Raw genomic sequence first — 20,730 nt, 5'->3', positions numbered from 1 at the left:
ACAGTAAATTTCAGACACTAACTGGCCGTGACGAAAACAACCTTAGAGAGCCTTGATTAACGTAGGCGCTCAAAAACAACACTCTGATCTAAGTGTTCGTGATATTGAGTGTAATCTAAGCCCATATCAAAGATATATTGAGTCACCAAGTTTCTAACGCACTCAATCAATTGGCTCGCTTGCCATGGCTTCTCAAAGTAGCGATCAATACCTGCGGAGTTAATCGCATTAATGGTATCCGTGTGCGTCGCCTGCCCCGTCAGAAGCACTTTACGTGTGCGAACAAAACGACTGTCTTTTGATACCTCTGTCAGTAGTTCCACTCCTGTTTTACCTGGCATGACATGATCGGAAATTATTAATGCGATCATCTCGCCTTCTGCATCAAGCTCATCCATCAGTTCTAGAACCTCACCTGCGGATTCGCAGTCTTCGATATTCAACCACTGATTTAACGGCTCTAAATCTTGTAGAACCGCGCTTAATACCTCTCGTTGGTCATCAACGCAAATTACATTAAGCTTCTCCATGTTCACCCTCTACTGGTAACTTGATTCTAAAAATTGTTTTTTCACTGTCGCTCTTTACCACAATAGAGCCGTTATATCCGGCGATAATGCGTTTCACAATCGACAGCCCTAATCCTAAACCAAACGACAACCCACCCTTTTTAGTGGTGAAGTTTGGCCGGAAAATTTTTCTGCGTGTCGCTTCATCGATTTCTGGTCCGTTGTTAGCAATCGTGACCAAAATTTTCCCCTTACTCTCTCGAGTATGTATTTCGATCCCCGGATCTTCAGTTTGACCAAGTGCATCACACGCATTCTTTAAAATATTGACCCAAACTTGGACGAGTTCGGTTTGAGAGCCGACAAAGTCCGGCAACTCCGCTGGACTAAAACGTACGCTCACGCGTCTTAAGTCACTTTGCAATAGGGCCAGCGCTCGATTGATTGAGTCATTAATATTAAACGCTTCATCCAAGTCGATATCCGTACGCCCCAATTGTTTCACTGAACGTACAATGCCAACAGTATGTTTAGAGGCAATACGCAAATCATGAAGGTCTCGCCCCATTTGCCAGAAACGTATCGCTTCTTCGGGTCTTTTTAACCAATGCTCCGACAGGAAATTATTTGGAACGGCACGAGCGAGATCACGCGCGAGATCCTTAGGTAAGCCGTAATATTTTTCGAAGTGACGCCCCCGCTTTCTCGCTTCGCTGGAAGAGACTTTCTGTCCTTGCATCAAACCAAAATCAAAAAACTGACTCGCTTCCGGATGAACTTCTTCAAGCAATTCCATGATGACCGACTCGAGTCGCTCAGATTTACTGCTTACCACACCAATAGCATTGTTCAACTCATGAGCAATACCCGCGGCAAGCTGTCCTAACGTTGTCATTTGCTCTGCGGTATGAAGCTTTTGCAACGCTTTTTCTTTAGCTAAGGCCTCTTGCATTGCACGCCGTTGACGCCGAGATAATTCGTTCACCATCACAGGCATAAATTGTGTCGTCAATGGTCCGTATGTCGCCTCTTCCACCGCGGGCGTATCACGCTGTATCCAAGCCAGTTCAACGTCGGTTTGAGCAATCACTGTCGAAGAGGCCGTCCATGTACCAGAAAAGAAACTATGTACGCCAATAAACGCACCTTGAGACGCAGAAAATACCTGAATTGGCTTCTTGTCGTCTTCCGCATAATAGCCAGCCAACTCTCCTGAAAGCACGTAGTACAACCGATCGTTGTAGCCAGCTTGCTCTATCAGTACCGATCCGGACAAAACCGTTAATCGGCGTTCAAGATGGTTAAAATAGCGTTGTACTAACGCATCTAGTTTCGTTTCGTACATGGGTTACCCAATATGCCCAACGGTATGTAAAATCCAAACCATAACAAAACTAAGTAATACACCAATCACGCCCAGCACTGCACCGATACGAGCCATTTGGCTGCTTTCGACATGCCCAGTAGCATGAGCTAACGCGTTTGGTGGCGTACTGATTGGTAACGACATACCGAGTGACGCGGCAAATGTCACGACTAAGATCAGCGTCACTTCTCCACCCAATGGCGTTAACGAAGTCATCGAGGTACCTAGCGCAGCCATAATCGGCATAAGCAAGTTTGCAGTGGCCGTATGCGACATAAAGTTTGCCATTAGCAAGCACATGAAAGCCGCACCAAACAAGACAACATATGGCGAGAACTGATCAAACGGAATGCTGTGTACCACCAGCTTCGCAAGCCCTGTTTTATCCAGAGCAAGACCCAGAGCGATACCACCTGACACCAACCAAAGCACGTCCCAAGAAATTTTCTTCAAATCTTCCTTGTTGATAATGCCCGTCAATGAGAATACCGCGACCGGAATTAATGCCACTGTGTAAGAGTTCATTCCATGTGCTGAACCCATCAACCAGAGAATAATCGTACCTGCGAAGGTGACATAGACAATCATCGCTTTTGGTGTTTTCAAAAACTTGCTCTTAATATTCAGATCGATGGTGGTTTGCTCAGCTTTATACAAAAAGCCAATCAGAAACCACGCTAGCGCCATCATCACAATGACGAATGGCACGCCAAATACCATCCATTCACCAAAGGTAATTAAGTTGTCACCAACCAAATATTTCAGCGCGATAGCATTCGGGGGCGTGCCGATTGGTGTACCAATACCACCAATGTTGGCGGCAACGGGAATACACAAGGCAAACGCAATTCGACCGGGATCTTTAGGCCCAAATACCGCAATCACAGGGGTTAGAATCGACAACATCATCGCTGTTGTTGCGGTGTTTGACATAAACATGGAAAAGACAGCGGTGATCAACATCAAACCCAACATAACGAACTTTGGGTTTTGCCCAAATGGTTTTAGCAACACGCGCGCTAAGTTGACATCCAGCCTGTACTTTGTCGCCGCCATAGCTAAGAAGAACCCGCCGAGAAACAGCATAATAATCGGGCTAGCGAAAGTCGCCATTATCTCGTTATATTGCAACAGCTCACCAAAATGTGGCTGCCCTTCTTGCAAGCGAAAAAGTACGATGCTTTTATTCGAAACAAGCAATAGTTCGAGCACAATGATAACGACCGAAGTGGCGTAGATTGGAATAGGTTCAAACACCCAGCAGAGTGCAGCAAGCAAGAAGATTGCGATCACTCTCTGCTGGACGATAGTAATGCCATCAAATGGGAATGCAGAGAGGGGCATTAACCAAATAAGCAATGGTATCAATGTTGGAATAATGTATTTGAGATAAGGGCGCATAGTACTACTTCTCTTCCTGAGATGGTTAGCCAGACACGATTGGCGTTTGGAACGCCATTACCCACCGCAATACCGAAGCTTTTAGGCTCTGACTAAGCCTTCAGAGACGAAAAATGCAGTAATGGCTTGTTCCAGAGAAGATTATGCACACTGTATTCAAACAAAACTTTGGTGCGAGATCAATGAACTTGTTTTCACATTGGAAAACATTTTATATCTGTGTTCAAGCTCACTAAATGCTCACGATTTCAGTGAAATATACTTTTCCATCATAAAGTTAGTTAAGGTTTCTCCCCTAACTTCAGCACGTTGCTGAACCTTAACTGTGAACCCCATTTTCTCGTAGAAAGGTCGTGCAGTGATACTCACCTCAGAGTACAGTCGCTCTATCCCCTGTACTTTCGCCTGTGAAAATAGAAAAGACATCAAATCACGACCAATACCTTGGCCTTGATATTCATGGTGACAAAAGAAATGGTCAATCAAGCCGTCACTTTGCAAATCACAATAGCCAACGACCTGCCCTTCTATTTCCGCGATATAGGGTTGAATAGCATCCATTGTGCGTTGCCATGAATTGAGATCAAAATCTGATGGGGCCCAAGCTGAAACTTGTGATTCGGTATAATCGCGACGATTAATGACTCGTACAGTGTGGTAAAAAAGTGTCCACAATATTGGAGCATCCTCTGTACGATAGCGACGTATTGAGAGCATCGGTTCAACCATTCCTATTCGATAAATACCAAGTATTAACGCAAAGTAATACTGGTGAATTCATCATTTTCAATACCAACCACTAAAGGCTTTTCAAGCTGATCGCTTTTCATCAATACGGTGGTATTTAGCTCTCGACTTGATCTGCGTATTTTGCTTTTTCTGATGATATGTATATTCACAATGTAATCGGAATATTCCTTCGTGACTCCTCCAGAAAACTCCACATGTTCACTTTCATTATCTTGAACCACATGAAATTTTCGATTTGCTTGAATATCAGCGCTGAGTGAAGAGTCACCATAGTTCAGTACAACGGACGTTGGTTCACTATCTTGATTGGCAAAACAGCCAAATGCGAACGTGCATAATGCAAGTATACTTTTTGATTTAAACATTGGTTATTCAATTTCTAGTTATTTTTCTGCCATTTGCATTACCAAACAGCACTCCTTCCGTAATCGCCCATTGTGCCACAGGTGTACGCAAGTCTCTAAATACAGTAAAAGGATGTACGATAAAATTCCGCTAAAAATGGGGAAATCACAATACATCTGAGGATAAACCAGCCTATTTAATCGCCACCAACAACACCCAAGCAATTGTTTTTATTGAATTTAAAAGTAATAAACAATGTAAGCAATATACGTACAAGCTCTTACTTTTTCATACGCAACTAAGCAAGTTAATAGAGAGAGACAATATTGTCTATGCCACATGTTACAAATCTGCTTACCTCATTATTACGTATGATCCGATATTGTGGCGCTAGCCTTCCCTTCTTTTTAACGAAGGGAAGATTTAACAATAAGGCTTGCACCTATTTTATAGCTAAAATCAATAAAGCATTTCCAACATCGGTTGGTCTAGGAGCGATCAATGAAAAACTCTCTCAGTTTTACTCATCTATTAAAAGTTGGCTTGATATCAATCGCAGCTTTGATGGGTGGATGCACTCAAGGAGATTGGCGTACCGCAAGCAGAGAACCTGCCGGTATCGCGCCTGACCCTTCCAATGTGAAACATGCCGTAATTGAGTTTTATGCCGCAGATGCATTTGGTTGGCGAGGCTGGTTTGCGGTGCACACTTGGTTTGCGATAAAGCCTGAAAATGCGAACGAATATACCGTGTATGAAGTGGTCGGGTGGCGCGTGAATCGTGGACAACCCGCTCTGTATCAATACCAAACGGGCACACCAGATCGCTACTGGTACGGTGCTAAGCCAGAAAAAATACTCTCAATACAAGGTGAAAAAGCCGATAAACTTATCCCAAAAATACAAAGCGTTATCAACCAATACCCGTGGGCTGAAGAATACACGTTGTTTCCAGGGCCAAATAGCAACACGTTCCCAGCTTGGGTGGGCAAGCAAATTCCGGAGTTAGAACTCGACTTGCCATTTAGAGCAATTGGTAGCGGCTACGCCAACGAGTAAAACAAAAACTTGGTAACTGGCGCGTTTTACGTTCAGCGCATAGCACTATACCTATTGTGCGTCTTCACCTAACTCGGTTCTATTTCTTCCGTTGCGCTTTGCTTTATACAGAGCGTTGTCAGCGTCTTTCATTACCGCTTCAATTGGCATATCGTTGCCTTTCCAGTGAGAAACACCAAGTGATACCGTCACCTTACCAACGACCAGGAAATCGTGTTTTTCTACGTTATGCCTAATCCGCTCAGCGACATCAACCGCGTGATGAACATCCGTCGCTTCAAGGAACATCATGAACTCTTCCCCACCGGAACGGCAAAGATGATCATTCGCTCGGGCTTGCTCTTTCATCAACTGAGCGAATTCTTTGAGTAGATTGTCACCCACATCATGACCATAGTTATCATTGACGCTCTTAAAATGATCAATATCCAAAGCTAAAATAGAAAAAGCGGTGTTTTCTTGCTTAAACAAGCCTAGAACTTTGTCTAAGCCGCGTCGATTTAACAACCCAGTCATCGCGTCTGTTAGCGTATCCAGTTGCAGCTTATCAATGGTTTTTGAAACGATACCAAACGCTTTGAGGAAACTGAGCTTCAAATGTGAAGCCTCAAAATACCAAGACTTAACCAGCTTCAAATCATCGATAGATGAAGAGTGTTCTTCCACTCCCCGAACAGCGCCAGCCAGTTGCCATAATGGTCTTGAAATAAGTAGAGAGAAGAACCAGATCAACAGCAGAGTTAATAAACCAATTGGAATCGATTTGAAAAATACACTCCACATCTGCTCATCTAGCACCATTAACGTCATTGATTTCGGGCGCTGAGCGACAATTCCCCACCCTGATGATTCAACTGGTGCATACCCTGCTAGCATTTCAACACCACGAGAGTTCACTATTTCTTTGTTACCACGCTGACCCATTGTCACGGCGTTAATTGCAATATTATCGTTGATCACTTCACCAACCCGCGATTTATCTGGGTGGTAGATCAGCGTATTGCTTTCGTCCACAACGTAAAGGAAAGAGCCATCTTTGTAAGCATGCTGGCTAAGTAATTCCGCAAGAATATTGTCCTTCTCTAAATAAATAGTACCGCCGATATAGCCTAAATATTCATTGGACTGAGAAAATATAGGGTATGAGATCGTTAACAGATAATTACCTGCGGGTGAGATGAATGGCTCAGTGACAACGGGCGCTTGAGCATTTAAAGATTGACGTTTTCTTTCACCAACAAGCTTTACACCTTTAACCTGAAGTGTCTCTGGTGATACAGAAATAATGACGCCTTTCGCATTAACGACAACCACAGAGTTGAATGATTTGGTTTGCTTTCTCAGCCTCTCCGCCTCTTCGTCAAGAAACTGAGCATCGTGCATCTTATCTTTTAGCAAGTTCGCACTGTATTTTAACTGCGACATTGAGCTTTCTATGAAAGAGTCCGTCATTTCTGACATTTTTTGCGCATAAACGCGGTTGGACTCTAACGTGTTATTGATGATGAGATCTCGTTGCACTCGATAGATCGAATAAAACGCATTGATCAAAGTGACAAGCACGCTGAAAACACACAGGATTACAATAAGGTTTCTAAGATTAAGTTTTTCTTTTCTTCTAAAGGACATTTGCCAACTGCCAGCTTCGATGGCTTTTTGTATGAATGAGCGTATAGGTTATATGAAATTGATTTAATTTTCAGGTAGGAAGTTGGGAGCAGTGTTAAATATTTTCTCACATAATAGAACGCAAAATGAGCTAATAAGAGAATTCAGTGACACAAAATAAATGCCGTGCCACTGTAATATCGCACAACTTTAAGCAAGCTCTGTGCTCGTCATTACCATTGTCTTTAATACATCGACAACAAGCTGATGATCATCTAACTGCGGTAAACCCGATACCGTCACAACCCCAATTAAACCAGAACCCATGATTCGAATTGGGAACGCGCCACCATGAGCACAATACTCACGCGCATCGAGATGTGGCTGATTTTCAAAATCACGCTGCTTTTGCTTATTGTATAGCGAGAGGTAGTAAGAGCTGCGACCATATCTCAATACTGAGTTTCGCTTTCTACGAACCCAATCCAAATGGTCAGCGCACGTTCCTGTCATCGCGTATTGAAATAGCGTTTGTCCAAAACCGTAGACCTCAATAGCCACAGCCGCGTCACAGGCTTCCGCCGCTTCTTTTAAAGCTAAACCAATAGACCACGCAACTTGATGGTTAAACTCTTTCAATTGAAGCTCATGCTCTTGTTGAGCGACGAGCTCAAGCGTTAAGCTCATGATTTCATCTGAATCGTTTTACCCGTTTTACTGCTTTCCAATGCCATCTCAATCAGAGCGATATTCTGTACTGCTTGAACGGCAGGAACCGGGTTATCAGTCCCCAAACGAATGGCATCTGCCACACCAACAAAATAAGCTTGATACGCACCTCTCTCCGTTTTGATGGTTTGCGCACCATCTTCGTCGTAGCGGACACCGTATAACGCCTCGTCCTCTTCTGACCAAGCATCGTTCTCCGGTAATCGACCTTCTTTTAAGTAACCTTCTTGAGGATCTAATCCGTATTTTTCATATTTAGCCTCAGTACCCAATACTTTATAACGCAGGTTTGGTTCTGGGCTGTATAAGTTTGAATGTAAATGCACAATATGGTCTGGGTAATGAAGCACTAAGTTGTAGTAATCAATCGTCGTCGCGCCCGGACGCATCATTCGACACTGTGCATCTATCGCATCTGGCAAACCAAATAACACCAAGGCCTGATCGAGAAGATGGGGAGCAAGATCGAATAAAATACCACCGCCATCTTGAGCCTGCTCTCGCCAGCGTTGACGAACTTCAGGACGGTAGCGATCAAAGTGCGACTCAAACAGCCTCACATCACCTAACTTACCTTGTTCGATAAGCGATTTAACGGTGAGAAAGTCGCCGTCCCAACGCCTATTATGAAAAACGCTCAGAACCAATCCTTTTTCTTCTGCTAAGGCGATCAACTCATTCCCATCTTCTATGCGCGTTACAAACGGCTTTTCGACAATGACATGTTTCCCATTGTTCAACGCGCGCTTTGCGAGCTCGTAGTGCACGTCATTTGGCGCAGTGATGATCACAAGCTCAGCGTCACTGTCATCGAGTAAAGTATTGGCATCAGCAAACCACTGAGCATCTGGCCAATCATTTGGGACCGCTTCCTGTTGACGAGAACTTATTGCGCTCAACGTCAAGTTTGGCAGTGCTTTAATGAAGGGTAAGTGGAAAGTTTTTGCTGAATATCCGTAACCAATCACGGCGGTCTTTACGGGATCGTAAGCCATACTAAGATTCCTTATTTCGGTGAAACAACAATACATTCAATATCATTGTGGTCGAGAAGTTGTTGAAAATCTGATTGAGGAGCATGATCGGTAATAACGATGTCGATCTTTGACAAATCACATACATGGTGAAAATTGTCGCTTCCAATTTTGCGGGATTCACAAACGACAATGACTTGTTGAGCTTGCTCTATCATGGTTTGTTTCATGGTTGCTTCTAGCTCATTATTTGTCGTCAACCCTCGGGATGACAACGCGCACACACCAATAAACGCCTTATTCACATGATATTGCTTCATTTGCTGTTCTGCTTGTGCCCCCAAGATCGCTCTGGCGTAGGGGTCAAAGTGTCCACCTAAGAAATGGACGTCCATTGATTCACTTTTTTCAGCAGCGATCAGTACGTCAATACTGTTGGTGACCACGTTGAGCTTATCTTCTTCATAACGTGCTTTTTCTACGTAAAGTGGGAGCAGAGATAAGATAGTACTGGTATCAATAACAAGGTGGTCACGCTCATCCAAAAGCTTAACAGCCGCTTGAGCAAGGCGATGTTTAGTGTCGCTAATTGCTCGACTGGAGTACGCCTCTGTAGAGGAAGATATCGGGGCAAGCATGACGCCACCTCGGATTCTTTGTAATCCCGGTAGTTGGCTCAACTTAACTAAATCTCGACGCGCTGAATCTCGCGAGATGCCAAAATACTCGCAGACTTCCGATAACGTTATTTTGTTTTGTAGCTCTAGCTTGGCTCTGAGCTCTATCAATCGCTCTTCTTGCGTCATTACTTAAATTCACTTAAGTGGTTTTAAGCAATAATGCCACACAGCAATCAAATAACCAATACGGACGCACGCAATATTTGCTTATGCTGATACCAAACAGAATTGTTAAGTTGAGGAGATGAAGAGCGTTTTGCTCATCACCCCCTATCACCAAATGTTTGGTGTAATGTTTACGTTGGCTGGGTCGCTACTTTTTCATCGCTTCTTTAAAAACTTGATTCCAATCTTGTTTCATATCGACAAACAGCCAACCTTGCTCTTCACCCACTTTAAATGATTTGTCTAATTTCCCCACGTGAGAGTCTTTATCATACGCCCATTCACGCTTGTCATCCGTGTGATGGATAACCGCTGAAAATCGTGGGCCAGACCCCGCTTTAGTCCACTCTAGCATTTGTAAGTCACCGTCAGAATTACCAAATGCCATCACCGGGCGCTTACCAATGAAGTTCTGAATCGTGACAGGCTTCACCGCTTTATCATTCACAAAATCAATTTCTGGCAAGCGTTGAATCGCTGGCTTTCCATCAACAACCTGATACTCCGCTTTTAATGTCGTCCCAACGATATTTTGCGTTGGGATCCCGTACACTTCTGGTGCCCAAACACGCATGAAATCAATGCCACCTCCAGAAATTATATAGGTCTGGTAGTCATTTGCTCTCAAATAGTCGAGTAACTCAAGCATCGGTTGATAAACCATTTCAGTGTATGGCTTTCCAGTCGTAGGATGCACGGCCGTTTTCATCCACTCCTTCACTTCTTGATGGAACTGATCAGTCGACATTCCGGAGTGAGTCGCCATAACAAGCTTCATCACACCTTCAAGGCCTTGCTTGCCAACCCCCTCCAAGTCACCTTTTATTGCCGAAGCAAAAGGTTCTGTTGTTTTCCAATCAGGATGCTCAGAGGCCATCTCTTTCACTTTATCGATCGCAAAAAACAGCTGTAGATAAACGGGTTTTTCTGCCCACAGCGTCCCGTCATTATCAAACGTAGCGATCCTTTGGCTTTCAGGAATATAAGCGTCCGAGCCTTGAGTCGTCGTTTTAGTAACAAACGCCACAATAGCTTGCTTCGCACCGGTGTTGTTCCATGACGGCAGAGGATCTTGCCCATCAGCAGCAATGCTATAGCTAGACAGAGCAAAACTTGTCGCAAGGACAATCACCTTTAACTTTATAGCCATTTTAATTCCTTATATTGAGGTACGGGATGCAAATCCAAATGAAAGTATAGTTCACGATTAACAAGCGCAATTCAGAGCAACATATGTAACGACACCAGAAAGTGACCTCGTAACTAGAAACACGCTTTAATTAAAGAAACTTACTGATAAAGTGTTGAGTTAGCTGGCGTCAACCTGCTCTGAAGTACTTTGACGTCCCTTTTTCTGATTAAGCTCATCAATCACGTAATCCGGAGCCACTTTCTTAAGTTCCGCTAAACACTGTTCAGACTTGGGGTTATCGTACCGAATGTAGATATCACACACTGCATAAAGCTGCTCCGGCGCGCCAGAGATCAAATAAGCTTTTTCAAAAGCGTGCACAGATTTTTTAAGATCTAACTCTTCTTGCAGAACACCATTTAAGTACCAAAAATAACTGTTGTTCTTCGCCATATTAGCGGCCTTTTCAATTTCGCTAGCGGCATCATGCTTCTCACCAAGTCTTACTAGCGCCAATGACTTCGAGTAATGCAAAGCAGCGTTATCAGGAAAAAGTGTGATTGCTTCATCAAGTACTTGGATAGCTTGTCGATCTTTTTGTTGCGCTCGAAAATTGTCCGCATAGCTTAACCAGACTTGCGGGTTACTTGGCATCAGCTTGGTTAGCTCTGGATAAATCAATGCCGCTTTGTCCCACTCTCGATGCCAACGATATACATCGGCAAGGAGTAATCTAGAAACGTTGTCAGTTTTCTGCGACAAGTAGGATGTTAAATCAGTCACCGCGCCTTCAAGTGACTGTTGCTGCTCCGAACTTAAACTGGCGTAATCTCGAACCAAGTTTATCGCTGCAGTAATTCGAACCATTGCATCGTCATCACTTAGCAACGGGGAAACCAGACGCCAGCGATGCTCTATCATATAGGGTTGAGCTCCTACAATTGCTGCTTCACGAATTCCAGCATCTGCATCTTTCAAACCACGAGCGACGGCAACCAAAGCGTTTTGGCTGGGGTAGTTGGCTAGTTCACGTAAAGCATCAATACGCTTTTCTGAAGACAACTTCTTGTTTTGTGCATCATAAGACAATTTTTCGACTTGCTGTGTTGGTGTAATTGGAGCTTCTTGAGATGCTATCTCAACGGGTGAAACTCTATCTGAATTGAGCGGAGGTTTATCTTGAGCCCAAGCGCCTTGGCTTAACGCTACACTCATCGTGAACGTTAAAAGTGACTTCGTAAAATGCGTTATCTTTTGCATTGATTAGACCTTACTTTTATAAAACTGGACCAGTTGAATCTTAGAACTTAGTGTCAAAAACAGGTTGATTAGACGCTTTCAGGTGCAAAGCCTTATCACTGTATTTGCCGTGTACCACAGGGTTGCCCATCGCTCGTAAAATGTACGCCATTGATTTGTCGACATGCGCAAAAAACTTCTTCCAACCTGCACATAGATAGTTAAGGCCGGGCTCACCTTCTCTGGTGCGAATAAAGCGGTTTTTAGGGCATTCTCCAAAGCATGCAAACTGATAATCGCAATTAACACACTGCTGAGGCAGTGTGCGACTTTTAGCAAACCCGAATTTCTGCTGGTCAGGGCTATAAGCGAGAGTATCGAGTTTTTCGCGGTGAATATTTCCGATCTTGTATTCCGGGTAAACATAGTGGTCACACGCAAAGACATCACCGTTTGGTTCCATTGCTAAACCTTTGCCACAGATTTCACCTAGCGTGCATAGTGGGTTTTTGCTTCCCATCCATGTTTCCAAACTCGCTTCAAAATACTGTACAAAAACGTTACCAATATCATGCACGACCCACTCATTGAATATCGCGATAAGGAAGTTACCCCATGCTTCATCCGCCACACAAAATGGCTCGACAACCGAATCCTTGTGGCCGGGAATCAGACGTTTATCACCTTGCATTAGTTGCTCATTGGGCTTCCAAGTTTGTGGCGCTGTTGTTCTGAAAGTTCTCTGCTCAACAATCGGAATAAACTGCATTTGAGGGGAACGTACTTCATCTCGTAAGAAGCGATACACTTCCAATGGGTTACGGCTGGTCAAGTTGTTCACACACGTGAGCGTTGCAAACTTCACTTCATGCTTATGTAATAGCTCAACGGCGTTCATCACTTGTTTAAATGTGCCTCTTCCCGCTCGATTTGTTCGGTAAGCGTTGTGCATCATCTCAGGGCCATCGATGCTTAAACCGACAAGAAAGTGGTTCGCTTTTAGAAACTCGCACCACTCATCATTAAGAAGCGTGCCATTAGTCTGAAGATCATTAGAGATCGTAATACCATGAGGGCGGTATTGATCTTGTAGTTCAACAATTCTTTTGAAGTAATCCAACCCCAGCATGGTCGGCTCTCCACCTTGCCAAGAGAAGATAATTTCAGGTGTGTTCTGCCCTTCTATGTATTGGCGGACATAGCTCTCTAAGGTTTCGTCATCCATTATTGGCGAGCACCCTTGCTTATATTCCAACAAATCTTGTTTGCTTAAGTAATAACAATAAGTGCAATCGATGTTGCAAGCAGCACCAATGGGCTTTGCCATCACATGTAAACGCTTAGATGCTTTTCCGTTGAACTGCGGCCCTTGAGTTATGTGCATTCATCACCTTCTTAGTTGCTAACCTGTCCCCAATGATGTCAAACCTAATCATCGAGTTAATCGCCTAGGGTGATGATAATGTTCAATTATTCTCGGCGCTTGTTATAGTGTGTATAACCGTTTGTTATGGTTTTGCTTGCTAGACTTTCAGACCAAAGTTGTTGACGGAGTTGCCGAATGAAGCATCCCAAAAGTAAGATTATTTCCTTTGTCTCAACCATGTCGGTCACGCTGATAATTAATGGCTGTGCAACAACCCCACCACACTCTCTCGCTCAGAAAATCGATCAAGATATGGTTCTTGTCGAAGGTGGGCAGTTTACGATGGGCGCAGATAATCCATCAGCCAAAAAGTCAGAGCGCCCAGCTCGCACTGTTAACGTTGATGGATTCTATTTGTCAAAATTCGAGGTAACTCAATCGCTCTTTGAAGCTGTCACAGGCTCCTCTCTGAGCTACTTTCGAGATCCAAATACACCCGTCAATAATATTAGTTGGCAACAAGCCAATTATTTCATTAAGAAATTGAATGAAAAAACGGGAGAGCATTACCGTCTACCAACAGAAGCAGAATGGGAGTTTGCCGCTAAAGGCGGAATTTTAAGTAAAGGCTTCACTTTTTCTGGATCAAACAATATTGACGATGTAGCTTGGTATGCGAATAACTCGCACAATCAGGCTCATAAGGTAGGTCAAAAGCAACCAAACGAGCTCGGGTTGTACGATATGACAGGTAACGTAGGCGAGTTTGTGATTGATGCTTTTGACGAAGGTTATTACAAAACAGCACCCAGTGATAATCCGGTAAACGCAAAAGAGGAAAAAGAAAGCCTTGCACACAAGTCTGTACGTGGCGGCAGCTTTGCTTATAACGCAGACGAATCTGAAAACTATCGCCGCGATTTTGCCAGCCAATCCGTCATTATGTCTGACATGGGCCTGAGACTAGCGAAAGACGTAGACTAAACTAAGTAGAGAAAGTGGCGCGATAAAGGCTCCACTTTTTACTATTGGTGTTTAATCTCTACAGATTCGCAATAGATGCTTTCAGCTGATCAATAGCCTGCTTAGGAGCATAATTACTCAGCTCTTTTAGACACCTATCGAAAGCAAAAGCGACAGCACCTTTTTTATGATTTCTCGCTAGAACTTCGCATTGAGCATATAAATGTTGAGGGTTCCCACCAACTTTAAACGCAGTCTGCAATGCCTTACTGGCTTCCAGAACTTCACTTTTTTCTAAAGCTAGACCATAAACATACCAGTAGTGAGCGTTAGTCTTTCCTAGTTCTGCGGCATGTTTAAGTAGAGCTTTGGCCTCATCTTCCTTGCCTTGGCGTAACAAAGAAAGACCGGCACTGTAAGGTAATGAGCTGGATTTAGGCTGAGCTTTCATCCCTTGTTGTAACACCGAGAGCGCAGCTTTTTCTTTCCCAAGGCGTCGATACAGGTCCGATAAATTCACGTAACTATTTTCGAAATAAGGCTCGATACTTATCGCTTCTTGGTATAACGCAATTGCCTTATCGATTTCGCCTAAGCTGCGGTATACATTTGCCAAATTGGTTCTGCCGAAACCACGATCGGTGTTAAACTTTTGAATGTCCATGTACTCTTCAAGCGGTGGTTGAATCCTATCTTTTTGTAACGGCGTCATTTGCGTATAGCTGGTCACTAATACCGAAGCCGCCTCCGCCCTCACTGAAAGTACGGGATCATCCAGCAGTGGTTCTAAAATTCGCCATCGATCATGAAACTCATAACCAGACGAGCCCGCGACTGCGCCGAGTCTAATCATTTCATTCTCATTTTTAACGGCCCTTGCGAGCGAAACAGTCGTATTTTGGTCAGTATTGCCGCCCATTCGCTCTAATGCAGAAGCTCGTATGATGTCTTTTAATGATGAATCCTGAGCAGAGTAAGCCAGAGCATTTGCCGCCCCTTTGTGCCCAATTGCATCGGCATAAAACGCGACAGCAAAGTGTTGTTGATTGCGGTATTGAGAGTGAGGAAACCATTCGGCTATCTGCGCATCCGCCCACTGGTTATTCTTATCCTCATGACAAGACGTACATACATTAGGCGTGTCGATGTGTTTACTCAAGTCAGGTCTAGGTACGTGCCAACTGTGGTCTCTACGAGGATCGACTTGCATATAAGTCGTTTCTGGCATGTGACAAGTCGTACATTGTGACGCTTTGGATCCCGCTTCATGGAAGGTGTGGTTTTCCGGGGTATATTCTGACGCAATATGACATTGTGAACATACCGCCTCTTCTGGGATGTTTAGCTTTGCCGAATGAGGATCGTGGCAATTGGTGCATGTTACGCCTTTTTCAGCCATTTCAGACTGAAGAAATGAACCATAAACATAGTCTTCATCGTAAATTTGGCCATCGTGGTAGTAGAGTTCTGGAGTGATCAGGCTTAATCGATATTTATCGAAAAATGAGCCTTGAATGTGATCACCAGTCTCATTTAACTGCGTTCGACGGCTGTGACATTGTGCGCACGTCTGAACTTGATTTGTTTCTGCGATTGCTTTTGGTTGTAACGTTCTGTGGCCCTCCTCAAATACCCACTCGGTTACCGCTTTAGATAAATTTCGGTCAAAACCATAGTGACTATCTGTATCGAAAGAGCCTCCTGTAGATGCGACCTTTTTCGCCAACTCGATGTGTCCACTTGCAGGGCCATGACACGCTTCACAACCAACATTGATCTCGGACCAAGACGTATTGTAGGTATTTTTGATTGCGTCATAGTTCTTCTTTACATTGGTCGAATGACAGTCTGCACACATGAAATTCCAATTTTGCCCAGTGTTAGTCCAGTAAAACTCATCTGTCGTTGTTGTCTCTGGATTGAGGTGAAACCAGCGCTGACCACTTTCCGATTTCGTCCTTGAATCCCACGCAAAAGGAATGAGCTGTACACGACCGTCTTCAAACTCCACCATATATTGCTGTAACGGTTCCCAGCCAAATGTGTAGCTAATTTTATAATCATGCCATTGACCATCAGGGCCTTGAATATTGACCCAATACTCCTCGCCTTGTCTAAAAAAACGGTTGGGTTGCCCATCATGCGTCACTGTGCGGTTATCAAAATCACCTTGAACAGATTCTGAGTTTGCATGTTTCATTGCCATATCGTGATGAGAGCCCTTCCAAGCCTCCACCTCTTGTTGGTGACATTCCGCGCACGTTTGCGTGCCGACATATTCCAACCCAAGATTCGTGGTATTTTGGGGGCTCTCTATCACTGATGCCTGGGAAAAAAACGAACCACTCACCATGACGATACCCAGAAATAGACACCGAAACCGACCTGCCCACTGACTCATAACTATCCTTAGTATTTAGATGGTGCAACTTGAATCAATATAGTCGCTAACCCCTTGGTTATACAAATAATTAGAAGTGAAAGGCCGTCAAAATGAGTGCTCCATTCTTTGTCCCCCGATTAGGGAGTATCTCGGTGTTTTTGCTGAAACCTTATTCGTCTCACCAGCAACCTGCTCTGGTGTTCATTAGTGACCCATCTCTATTTTTAAAACCTCCCCAAATCATCAGAATGACAAGTATTTTTATTTAGAAACAAATAGTTAAACACCCTCAATAACTTATAGTTATAAAGAGTATAAGAGGATTTTTCTATACACATCATTAACTTATGCAGCACCTAAGCACAAGGTTTACTTGTGCTTCTCGTTACTCTCAACCACCTGGAGTTTTTTATGGAAAACCAATTGAGAAAAATCGCAGTAGGCGTCGGACTGTTAGCAACGTCCAGCGCAGCGATGGCGGCAGACAAACCCAACATACTCGCAATTTTCGGTGACGATGTCGGTTACTGGAACATCAGCGCATATAACCAAGGTATGATGCGTTACAAAACCCCTAACATCGATCGTATCGCGAACGAAGGGGCTTTGTTTACAGACCATTACGGCCAACAATCTTGTACTGCCGGTCGAGCAGCATTCATTACTGGCGAAGAACCATTTCGCACTGGCTTGCTGACGATTGGTATGCCGGGTTCCAACCATGGGATTCCAGATTGGGCACCAACTATTGCTGACTTACTAAAAGACCAAGGTTATATGACAGCTCAGTTCGGCAAAAACCACTTGGGCGATCAAGATAAGCACCTACCTACCAATCATGGTTTTGATGAATTCTTTGGTAACTTGTACCACCTTAATGCAGAAGAAGAGCCCGAAACCTACTATTACCCTAAAGACCCAGAGTTCCGTAAAAGCTATGGTCCTCGTGGTGTAATTAAATCTTATGCCGACGGTAAGATTGAAGATACTGGCCCAATGACGCGTAAACGCATGGAACACGCGGACGAAGAGTTCCTCGAAAGCACTTTATCGTTTATGGAGAAAGCGGTTAAAGCAGATAAGCCTTTCTTCATCTGGCATAACTCTACGCGCATGCACGTGTGGACCCGATTACAAGAGAAGTACCGAGGTAAATCCGGTGTTAGCATTTACGCTGATGGCATGTTAGAGCATGACGATCAAGTCGGCGTATTGCTCGACAAACTCGATGAGTTAGGCGTTGCTGACAACACCATCGTTATTTATACAACAGATAACGGCGCAGAGACCATGACTTGGCCTGATGGGGGCGCAACCCCATTCCACGGTGAGAAAGGCACGACTTGGGAAGGCGGTATGCGTGTGCCTCAACTTGTGCGTTGGCCAGGTGTCATTAAGCCAGGAACGAAAATCAACGAAATGATGGCTCATCAAGACTGGTTGCCAACATTGTTAGCGGCAGCTGGCGTTCCTGACGTGAAAGAAAAGCTTGCTGAAGGTTACAAAGCAAATGGTAAAGACTGGCGTGTCCATATAGACGGCTACAACTTCATGCCATACTTCGAGGGAAAAGAAGAGAAAGGACCACGTGAGTCTCTGCTCTACTTCACCTCAAATGGTGAACTAAACGCAGTACGCTGGAATGACTGGAAACTTCACTTTGCAACTCTGGAAGGAAACCTAAGCGACGCCGTGCGATCTGTACCAAACTGGCCTAAGATCATTCACTTACGTGCTGACCCATTTGAAAAAGGTCCTAGCGAGTCACAAATGTATCTACGTTGGATGGCAGACAACATGTGGTTGTTTGTACCAATTCAAGACGTTGTTGGCGACTTCTTTAAAACGTTACCTGAATACCCAATGCAACGCGGTACAACTATGAACCCTGCTTCTTTAAATTACGACTCTTTGCAGATGCAAGAAAAGATGCAGCAGTTAGAAATGCTTCAACAGGAAGTGAATAAAGTTAAGTAATCTAATTAATCACTCTAGATTGCGTTACTGAGCCAGCAGCTCTGCTGTCTTATCTGTATCTCTACGGACACACTTAGCTCGGTAGTTTACTCCATGCAAAGCGGGCCTATATTGAGAACACAGAAAAACAAAAAAGGAGAGCAAACCTGCTCTCCTTTGTATTTTAACCGTGAATAAACTAAGCTACGTTAACCGATTTAGTTAAACTATTGCTCTGAAAGAATTCATCATGCAACGCACAAATCGCACGCTGATATTCTTTATCACCCACTACGAACTGAACGTTTACATTTCTCATTGATGAGTGAAGTGCAACTGGCGTTACTCCATTGTTCATCAAAGAAAGTACACCTTTCGCCAGTGTCTTGTTGGTGTCAATTTGAGAACCGATGGCTGAAATCAGCGCGACCATACGGCCTTTAATCGACGCATTCGGATAGCGTTTTTCAGCTTTATACAATACTTTGTTCAAGCTATCAGTACTGCCACCTAGATAGTAAGTAATAGAGTTCGCGTTCATCTCTTTACCAACTAAACTTACGCGAGCATCAGAGATAATTTCCATTAATTCGTAGCTAACGTTATCGGCTTTTCCCACCATCGCTTGGTCAAACAAATGCAGTGCAAACACTTTTTCTTTACCTGCGATAATTTCGACTTTGTCTTCTTCTGGGCGGTAGCTTGAAGAAATCAAAGTGCCTTCGTGTTCAGGTTCAAATGTATTTTTAATCTGTAGCTCAATACCACTCTCACGTAAACCTGCGGCTGCATTTGGGTGAATAGCTTCCATGCCAAGGTTAGCAAGTTGGTCTGCTACGTCATAGTTTGTACTACCAATTGGCAAAACTTTTTCAGGACCAACAACACGCGGGTCTGCAGAGCTCAAGTGATATTCTTTGTGAATTACCGCTAAATCCGCTTTTGTTATCGCTGCAATTCGGCTAAATGTCATCTCACTATAACCTCGGTCATAAGTGTGCATTAGGCCTTCCTTACAGTAAGCATAACCTGTAACGATTGGCAGTTCTTTTGACACATCGATATCAGCAAACGCATCACTGATCGATTCATCAAGGCTTCTTGGCGCTTGATTGTCCCAACCGGACAGGTCAACGAACTTAGCGTTAATACCCATATTTTTTAGTTTCAGTGCCGTGTTGTAAGCACTGTGCGCCTCACCGATAGACGACAGAAACTCTCGAATTTGAGGCAAATACTGACGTAGCGAAAACTGACCGTACTGACACGTTTCTAAAATGTTCGCAATACAGTTTTTTGCTTCAGCAATACGTGAGCGAATGAATTTATCTGCACGGATACGATTCATTGGGTCCGCGAAAATATTTTCATTTGTGAGCAGCATACGGCTTTCTACATATGCTAGCGCTTCTTCCCATTTGTCATCACGTTTCGCGATAAGCTGATAAACACCTGGCTTACTGGTTTTTTTACATTCGAGTAGCGCGTCGGTCATACCGCCGTATGCAGAGACAACAAAGATACGATTGTATGGCGATTTAGGACGAAGAATAATGTTGTCGAGAACAGCATCAAATGCTGTCATTGATGTACCGCCGATTTTTTCTACGGTAAATGTCATGATAAGCCTTTTTTGATTGGTAACTTTAAAAGAAAAAAGAAGAGATAGTTGATCGTGGGGTGACAAGCACCCCACCTCTATCTTTTAGTCAACGAGAGGATAAACACCGTTTTCATCGTGCACTTCAGCGCCGGTAATTGGTGGGTTGAATACGCACGCCATTACCATTTCTTTATTCTTATAAGCTCTCAAGTAGTGCTCATCGTGTTTATCAAGGATGTATAACGTACCCGGTTTAATCGGGTAAGTTTCTCCACCAACGACTTCAATTTCACCTTCACCGCTCATACAAAAAACCGATTCTAGGTGATTTTGATAGTGAATGTGTGTTTCAGTACCTTCATAAATCGTAGTAATGTGGAAAGAAAAACCCATGTTGTCATCTTTCAACAACATACGGACACTTTCCCAGTTATCTGAAACCACACGTCGCTCACTGTTGCGACACTCATCGAGTGTTCTGACGATCATAATTAATAATCCT

General features: G+C 43.8%; 18 protein-coding genes. 3 read left to right on the top strand and 15 right to left on the bottom strand.

Annotation, left to right across the window (positions count from 1 at the left end; genetic code table 11):
* Window positions 1-56: 56 nt before the first annotated feature.
* From NB463_RS21040 to NB463_RS21020, 5 genes are all read right to left on the bottom strand, one after another.
* On the bottom strand, window positions 57-530 hold the full coding sequence (locus tag NB463_RS21040) for a response regulator (protein ID WP_258431963.1): 474 nt from the start codon (window positions 528-530) through the stop codon (window positions 57-59).
* On the bottom strand, window positions 517-1,854 hold the full coding sequence (locus NB463_RS21035) for a sensor histidine kinase (RefSeq protein ID WP_005394159.1): 1,338 nt from the start codon (window positions 1,852-1,854) through the stop codon (window positions 517-519). The genes NB463_RS21040 and NB463_RS21035 overlap by 14 nt, the downstream gene beginning before the upstream one ends.
* Window positions 1,855-1,857: 3 nt before the next feature.
* Window positions 1,858-3,276 carry an SLC13 family permease gene (locus tag NB463_RS21030; RefSeq protein ID WP_047008727.1) on the bottom strand — a complete coding sequence of 473 codons (1,419 nt, stop codon included), beginning with the start codon at window positions 3,274-3,276 and terminating at the stop codon, window positions 1,858-1,860.
* 240 nt (window positions 3,277-3,516) lie between these two features.
* On the bottom strand, window positions 3,517-3,993 hold the full coding sequence (locus NB463_RS21025; RefSeq protein ID WP_048626344.1) for a GNAT family N-acetyltransferase: 477 nt from the start codon (window positions 3,991-3,993) through the stop codon (window positions 3,517-3,519).
* A 35-nt stretch (window positions 3,994-4,028) separates the two neighbouring features.
* Window positions 4,029-4,391: a hypothetical protein gene (locus tag NB463_RS21020; protein WP_258431960.1), complete on the bottom strand. Its 363-nt coding sequence runs from the start codon at window positions 4,389-4,391 to the stop codon at window positions 4,029-4,031.
* 481 nt (window positions 4,392-4,872) lie between these two features.
* Between NB463_RS21020 and NB463_RS21015 the strand changes: the two genes are divergently transcribed.
* On the top strand, window positions 4,873-5,430 hold the full coding sequence (locus tag NB463_RS21015) for a DUF3750 domain-containing protein (protein ID WP_012841873.1): 558 nt from the start codon (window positions 4,873-4,875) through the stop codon (window positions 5,428-5,430).
* Window positions 5,431-5,481: 51 nt separating this feature from the next.
* Here the strand turns inward: NB463_RS21015 and NB463_RS21010 are convergent, their stop codons facing one another.
* The 7 genes from NB463_RS21010 to NB463_RS20980 all read right to left on the bottom strand — a co-directional run bounded on the left by NB463_RS21010 (window position 5,482) and on the right by NB463_RS20980 (window position 13,341).
* Window positions 5,482-7,059, bottom strand: coding sequence for a sensor domain-containing diguanylate cyclase (locus tag NB463_RS21010; RefSeq protein WP_139060273.1), 1,578 nt, complete (start codon window positions 7,057-7,059; stop codon window positions 5,482-5,484).
* 189 nt (window positions 7,060-7,248) lie between these two features.
* On the bottom strand, window positions 7,249-7,725 hold the full coding sequence (locus NB463_RS21005; RefSeq protein ID WP_005393342.1) for a heme-degrading domain-containing protein: 477 nt from the start codon (window positions 7,723-7,725) through the stop codon (window positions 7,249-7,251).
* Window positions 7,722-8,762, bottom strand: a complete 1,041-nt coding sequence (locus NB463_RS21000) for an oxidoreductase (protein WP_258431959.1) — start codon at window positions 8,760-8,762, stop codon at window positions 7,722-7,724. The genes NB463_RS21005 and NB463_RS21000 overlap by 4 nt, the downstream gene beginning before the upstream one ends.
* An 11-nt stretch (window positions 8,763-8,773) precedes the next feature.
* Window positions 8,774-9,547, bottom strand: a complete 774-nt coding sequence (locus tag NB463_RS20995; RefSeq protein ID WP_258431958.1) for a DeoR/GlpR family DNA-binding transcription regulator — start codon at window positions 9,545-9,547, stop codon at window positions 8,774-8,776.
* 187 nt (window positions 9,548-9,734) lie between these two features.
* Window positions 9,735-10,736 (bottom strand): HAD family hydrolase, encoded by a 1,002-nt coding sequence (locus NB463_RS20990; protein WP_258431957.1) that lies wholly within the window; start codon window positions 10,734-10,736, stop codon window positions 9,735-9,737.
* A 159-nt stretch (window positions 10,737-10,895) separates the two neighbouring features.
* The gene (locus tag NB463_RS20985) at window positions 10,896-11,978 is read right to left on the bottom strand and encodes a tetratricopeptide repeat protein (RefSeq protein ID WP_258431956.1); all 1,083 of its coding nucleotides are present in this window, start codon (window positions 11,976-11,978) and stop codon (window positions 10,896-10,898) included.
* 40 nt (window positions 11,979-12,018) lie between these two features.
* The gene (locus NB463_RS20980; RefSeq protein ID WP_258431955.1) at window positions 12,019-13,341 is read right to left on the bottom strand and encodes an anaerobic sulfatase maturase; all 1,323 of its coding nucleotides are present in this window, start codon (window positions 13,339-13,341) and stop codon (window positions 12,019-12,021) included.
* Window positions 13,342-13,518: 177 nt separating this feature from the next.
* Between NB463_RS20980 and NB463_RS20975 the strand changes: the two genes are divergently transcribed.
* Window positions 13,519-14,307: a formylglycine-generating enzyme family protein gene (locus tag NB463_RS20975; RefSeq protein ID WP_053807351.1), complete on the top strand. Its 789-nt coding sequence runs from the start codon at window positions 13,519-13,521 to the stop codon at window positions 14,305-14,307.
* 58 nt (window positions 14,308-14,365) lie between these two features.
* Here the strand turns inward: NB463_RS20975 and NB463_RS20970 are convergent, their stop codons facing one another.
* Window positions 14,366-16,687 carry a multiheme c-type cytochrome gene (locus NB463_RS20970; protein WP_258431954.1) on the bottom strand — a complete coding sequence of 774 codons (2,322 nt, stop codon included), beginning with the start codon at window positions 16,685-16,687 and terminating at the stop codon, window positions 14,366-14,368.
* A gap of 393 nt (window positions 16,688-17,080) precedes the next feature.
* Between NB463_RS20970 and NB463_RS20965 the strand changes: the two genes are divergently transcribed.
* Window positions 17,081-18,646, top strand: coding sequence for an arylsulfatase (locus NB463_RS20965; RefSeq protein WP_258431953.1), 1,566 nt, complete (start codon window positions 17,081-17,083; stop codon window positions 18,644-18,646).
* A gap of 178 nt (window positions 18,647-18,824) precedes the next feature.
* Here the strand turns inward: NB463_RS20965 and NB463_RS20960 are convergent, their stop codons facing one another.
* Together NB463_RS20960 and NB463_RS20955 are read right to left on the bottom strand one after the other, a co-directional pair.
* Window positions 18,825-20,246, bottom strand: a complete 1,422-nt coding sequence (locus tag NB463_RS20960; RefSeq protein ID WP_005393366.1) for an aspartate kinase — start codon at window positions 20,244-20,246, stop codon at window positions 18,825-18,827.
* A gap of 84 nt (window positions 20,247-20,330) precedes the next feature.
* On the bottom strand, window positions 20,331-20,717 hold the full coding sequence (locus tag NB463_RS20955) for an ectoine synthase (RefSeq protein WP_005393369.1): 387 nt from the start codon (window positions 20,715-20,717) through the stop codon (window positions 20,331-20,333).
* Between the last annotated feature and the right edge of the window lie 13 nt (window positions 20,718-20,730).

Source organism: Vibrio sp. RM-41-2B (genome assembly GCF_024744415.1).
In the GTDB taxonomy this organism is placed as follows: domain Bacteria; phylum Pseudomonadota; class Gammaproteobacteria; order Enterobacterales; family Vibrionaceae; genus Vibrio; species Vibrio diabolicus.
The sequence above is the reverse complement of the archived record's forward strand: the minus strand, read 5'-3'. Positions and strand labels throughout refer to the sequence as shown.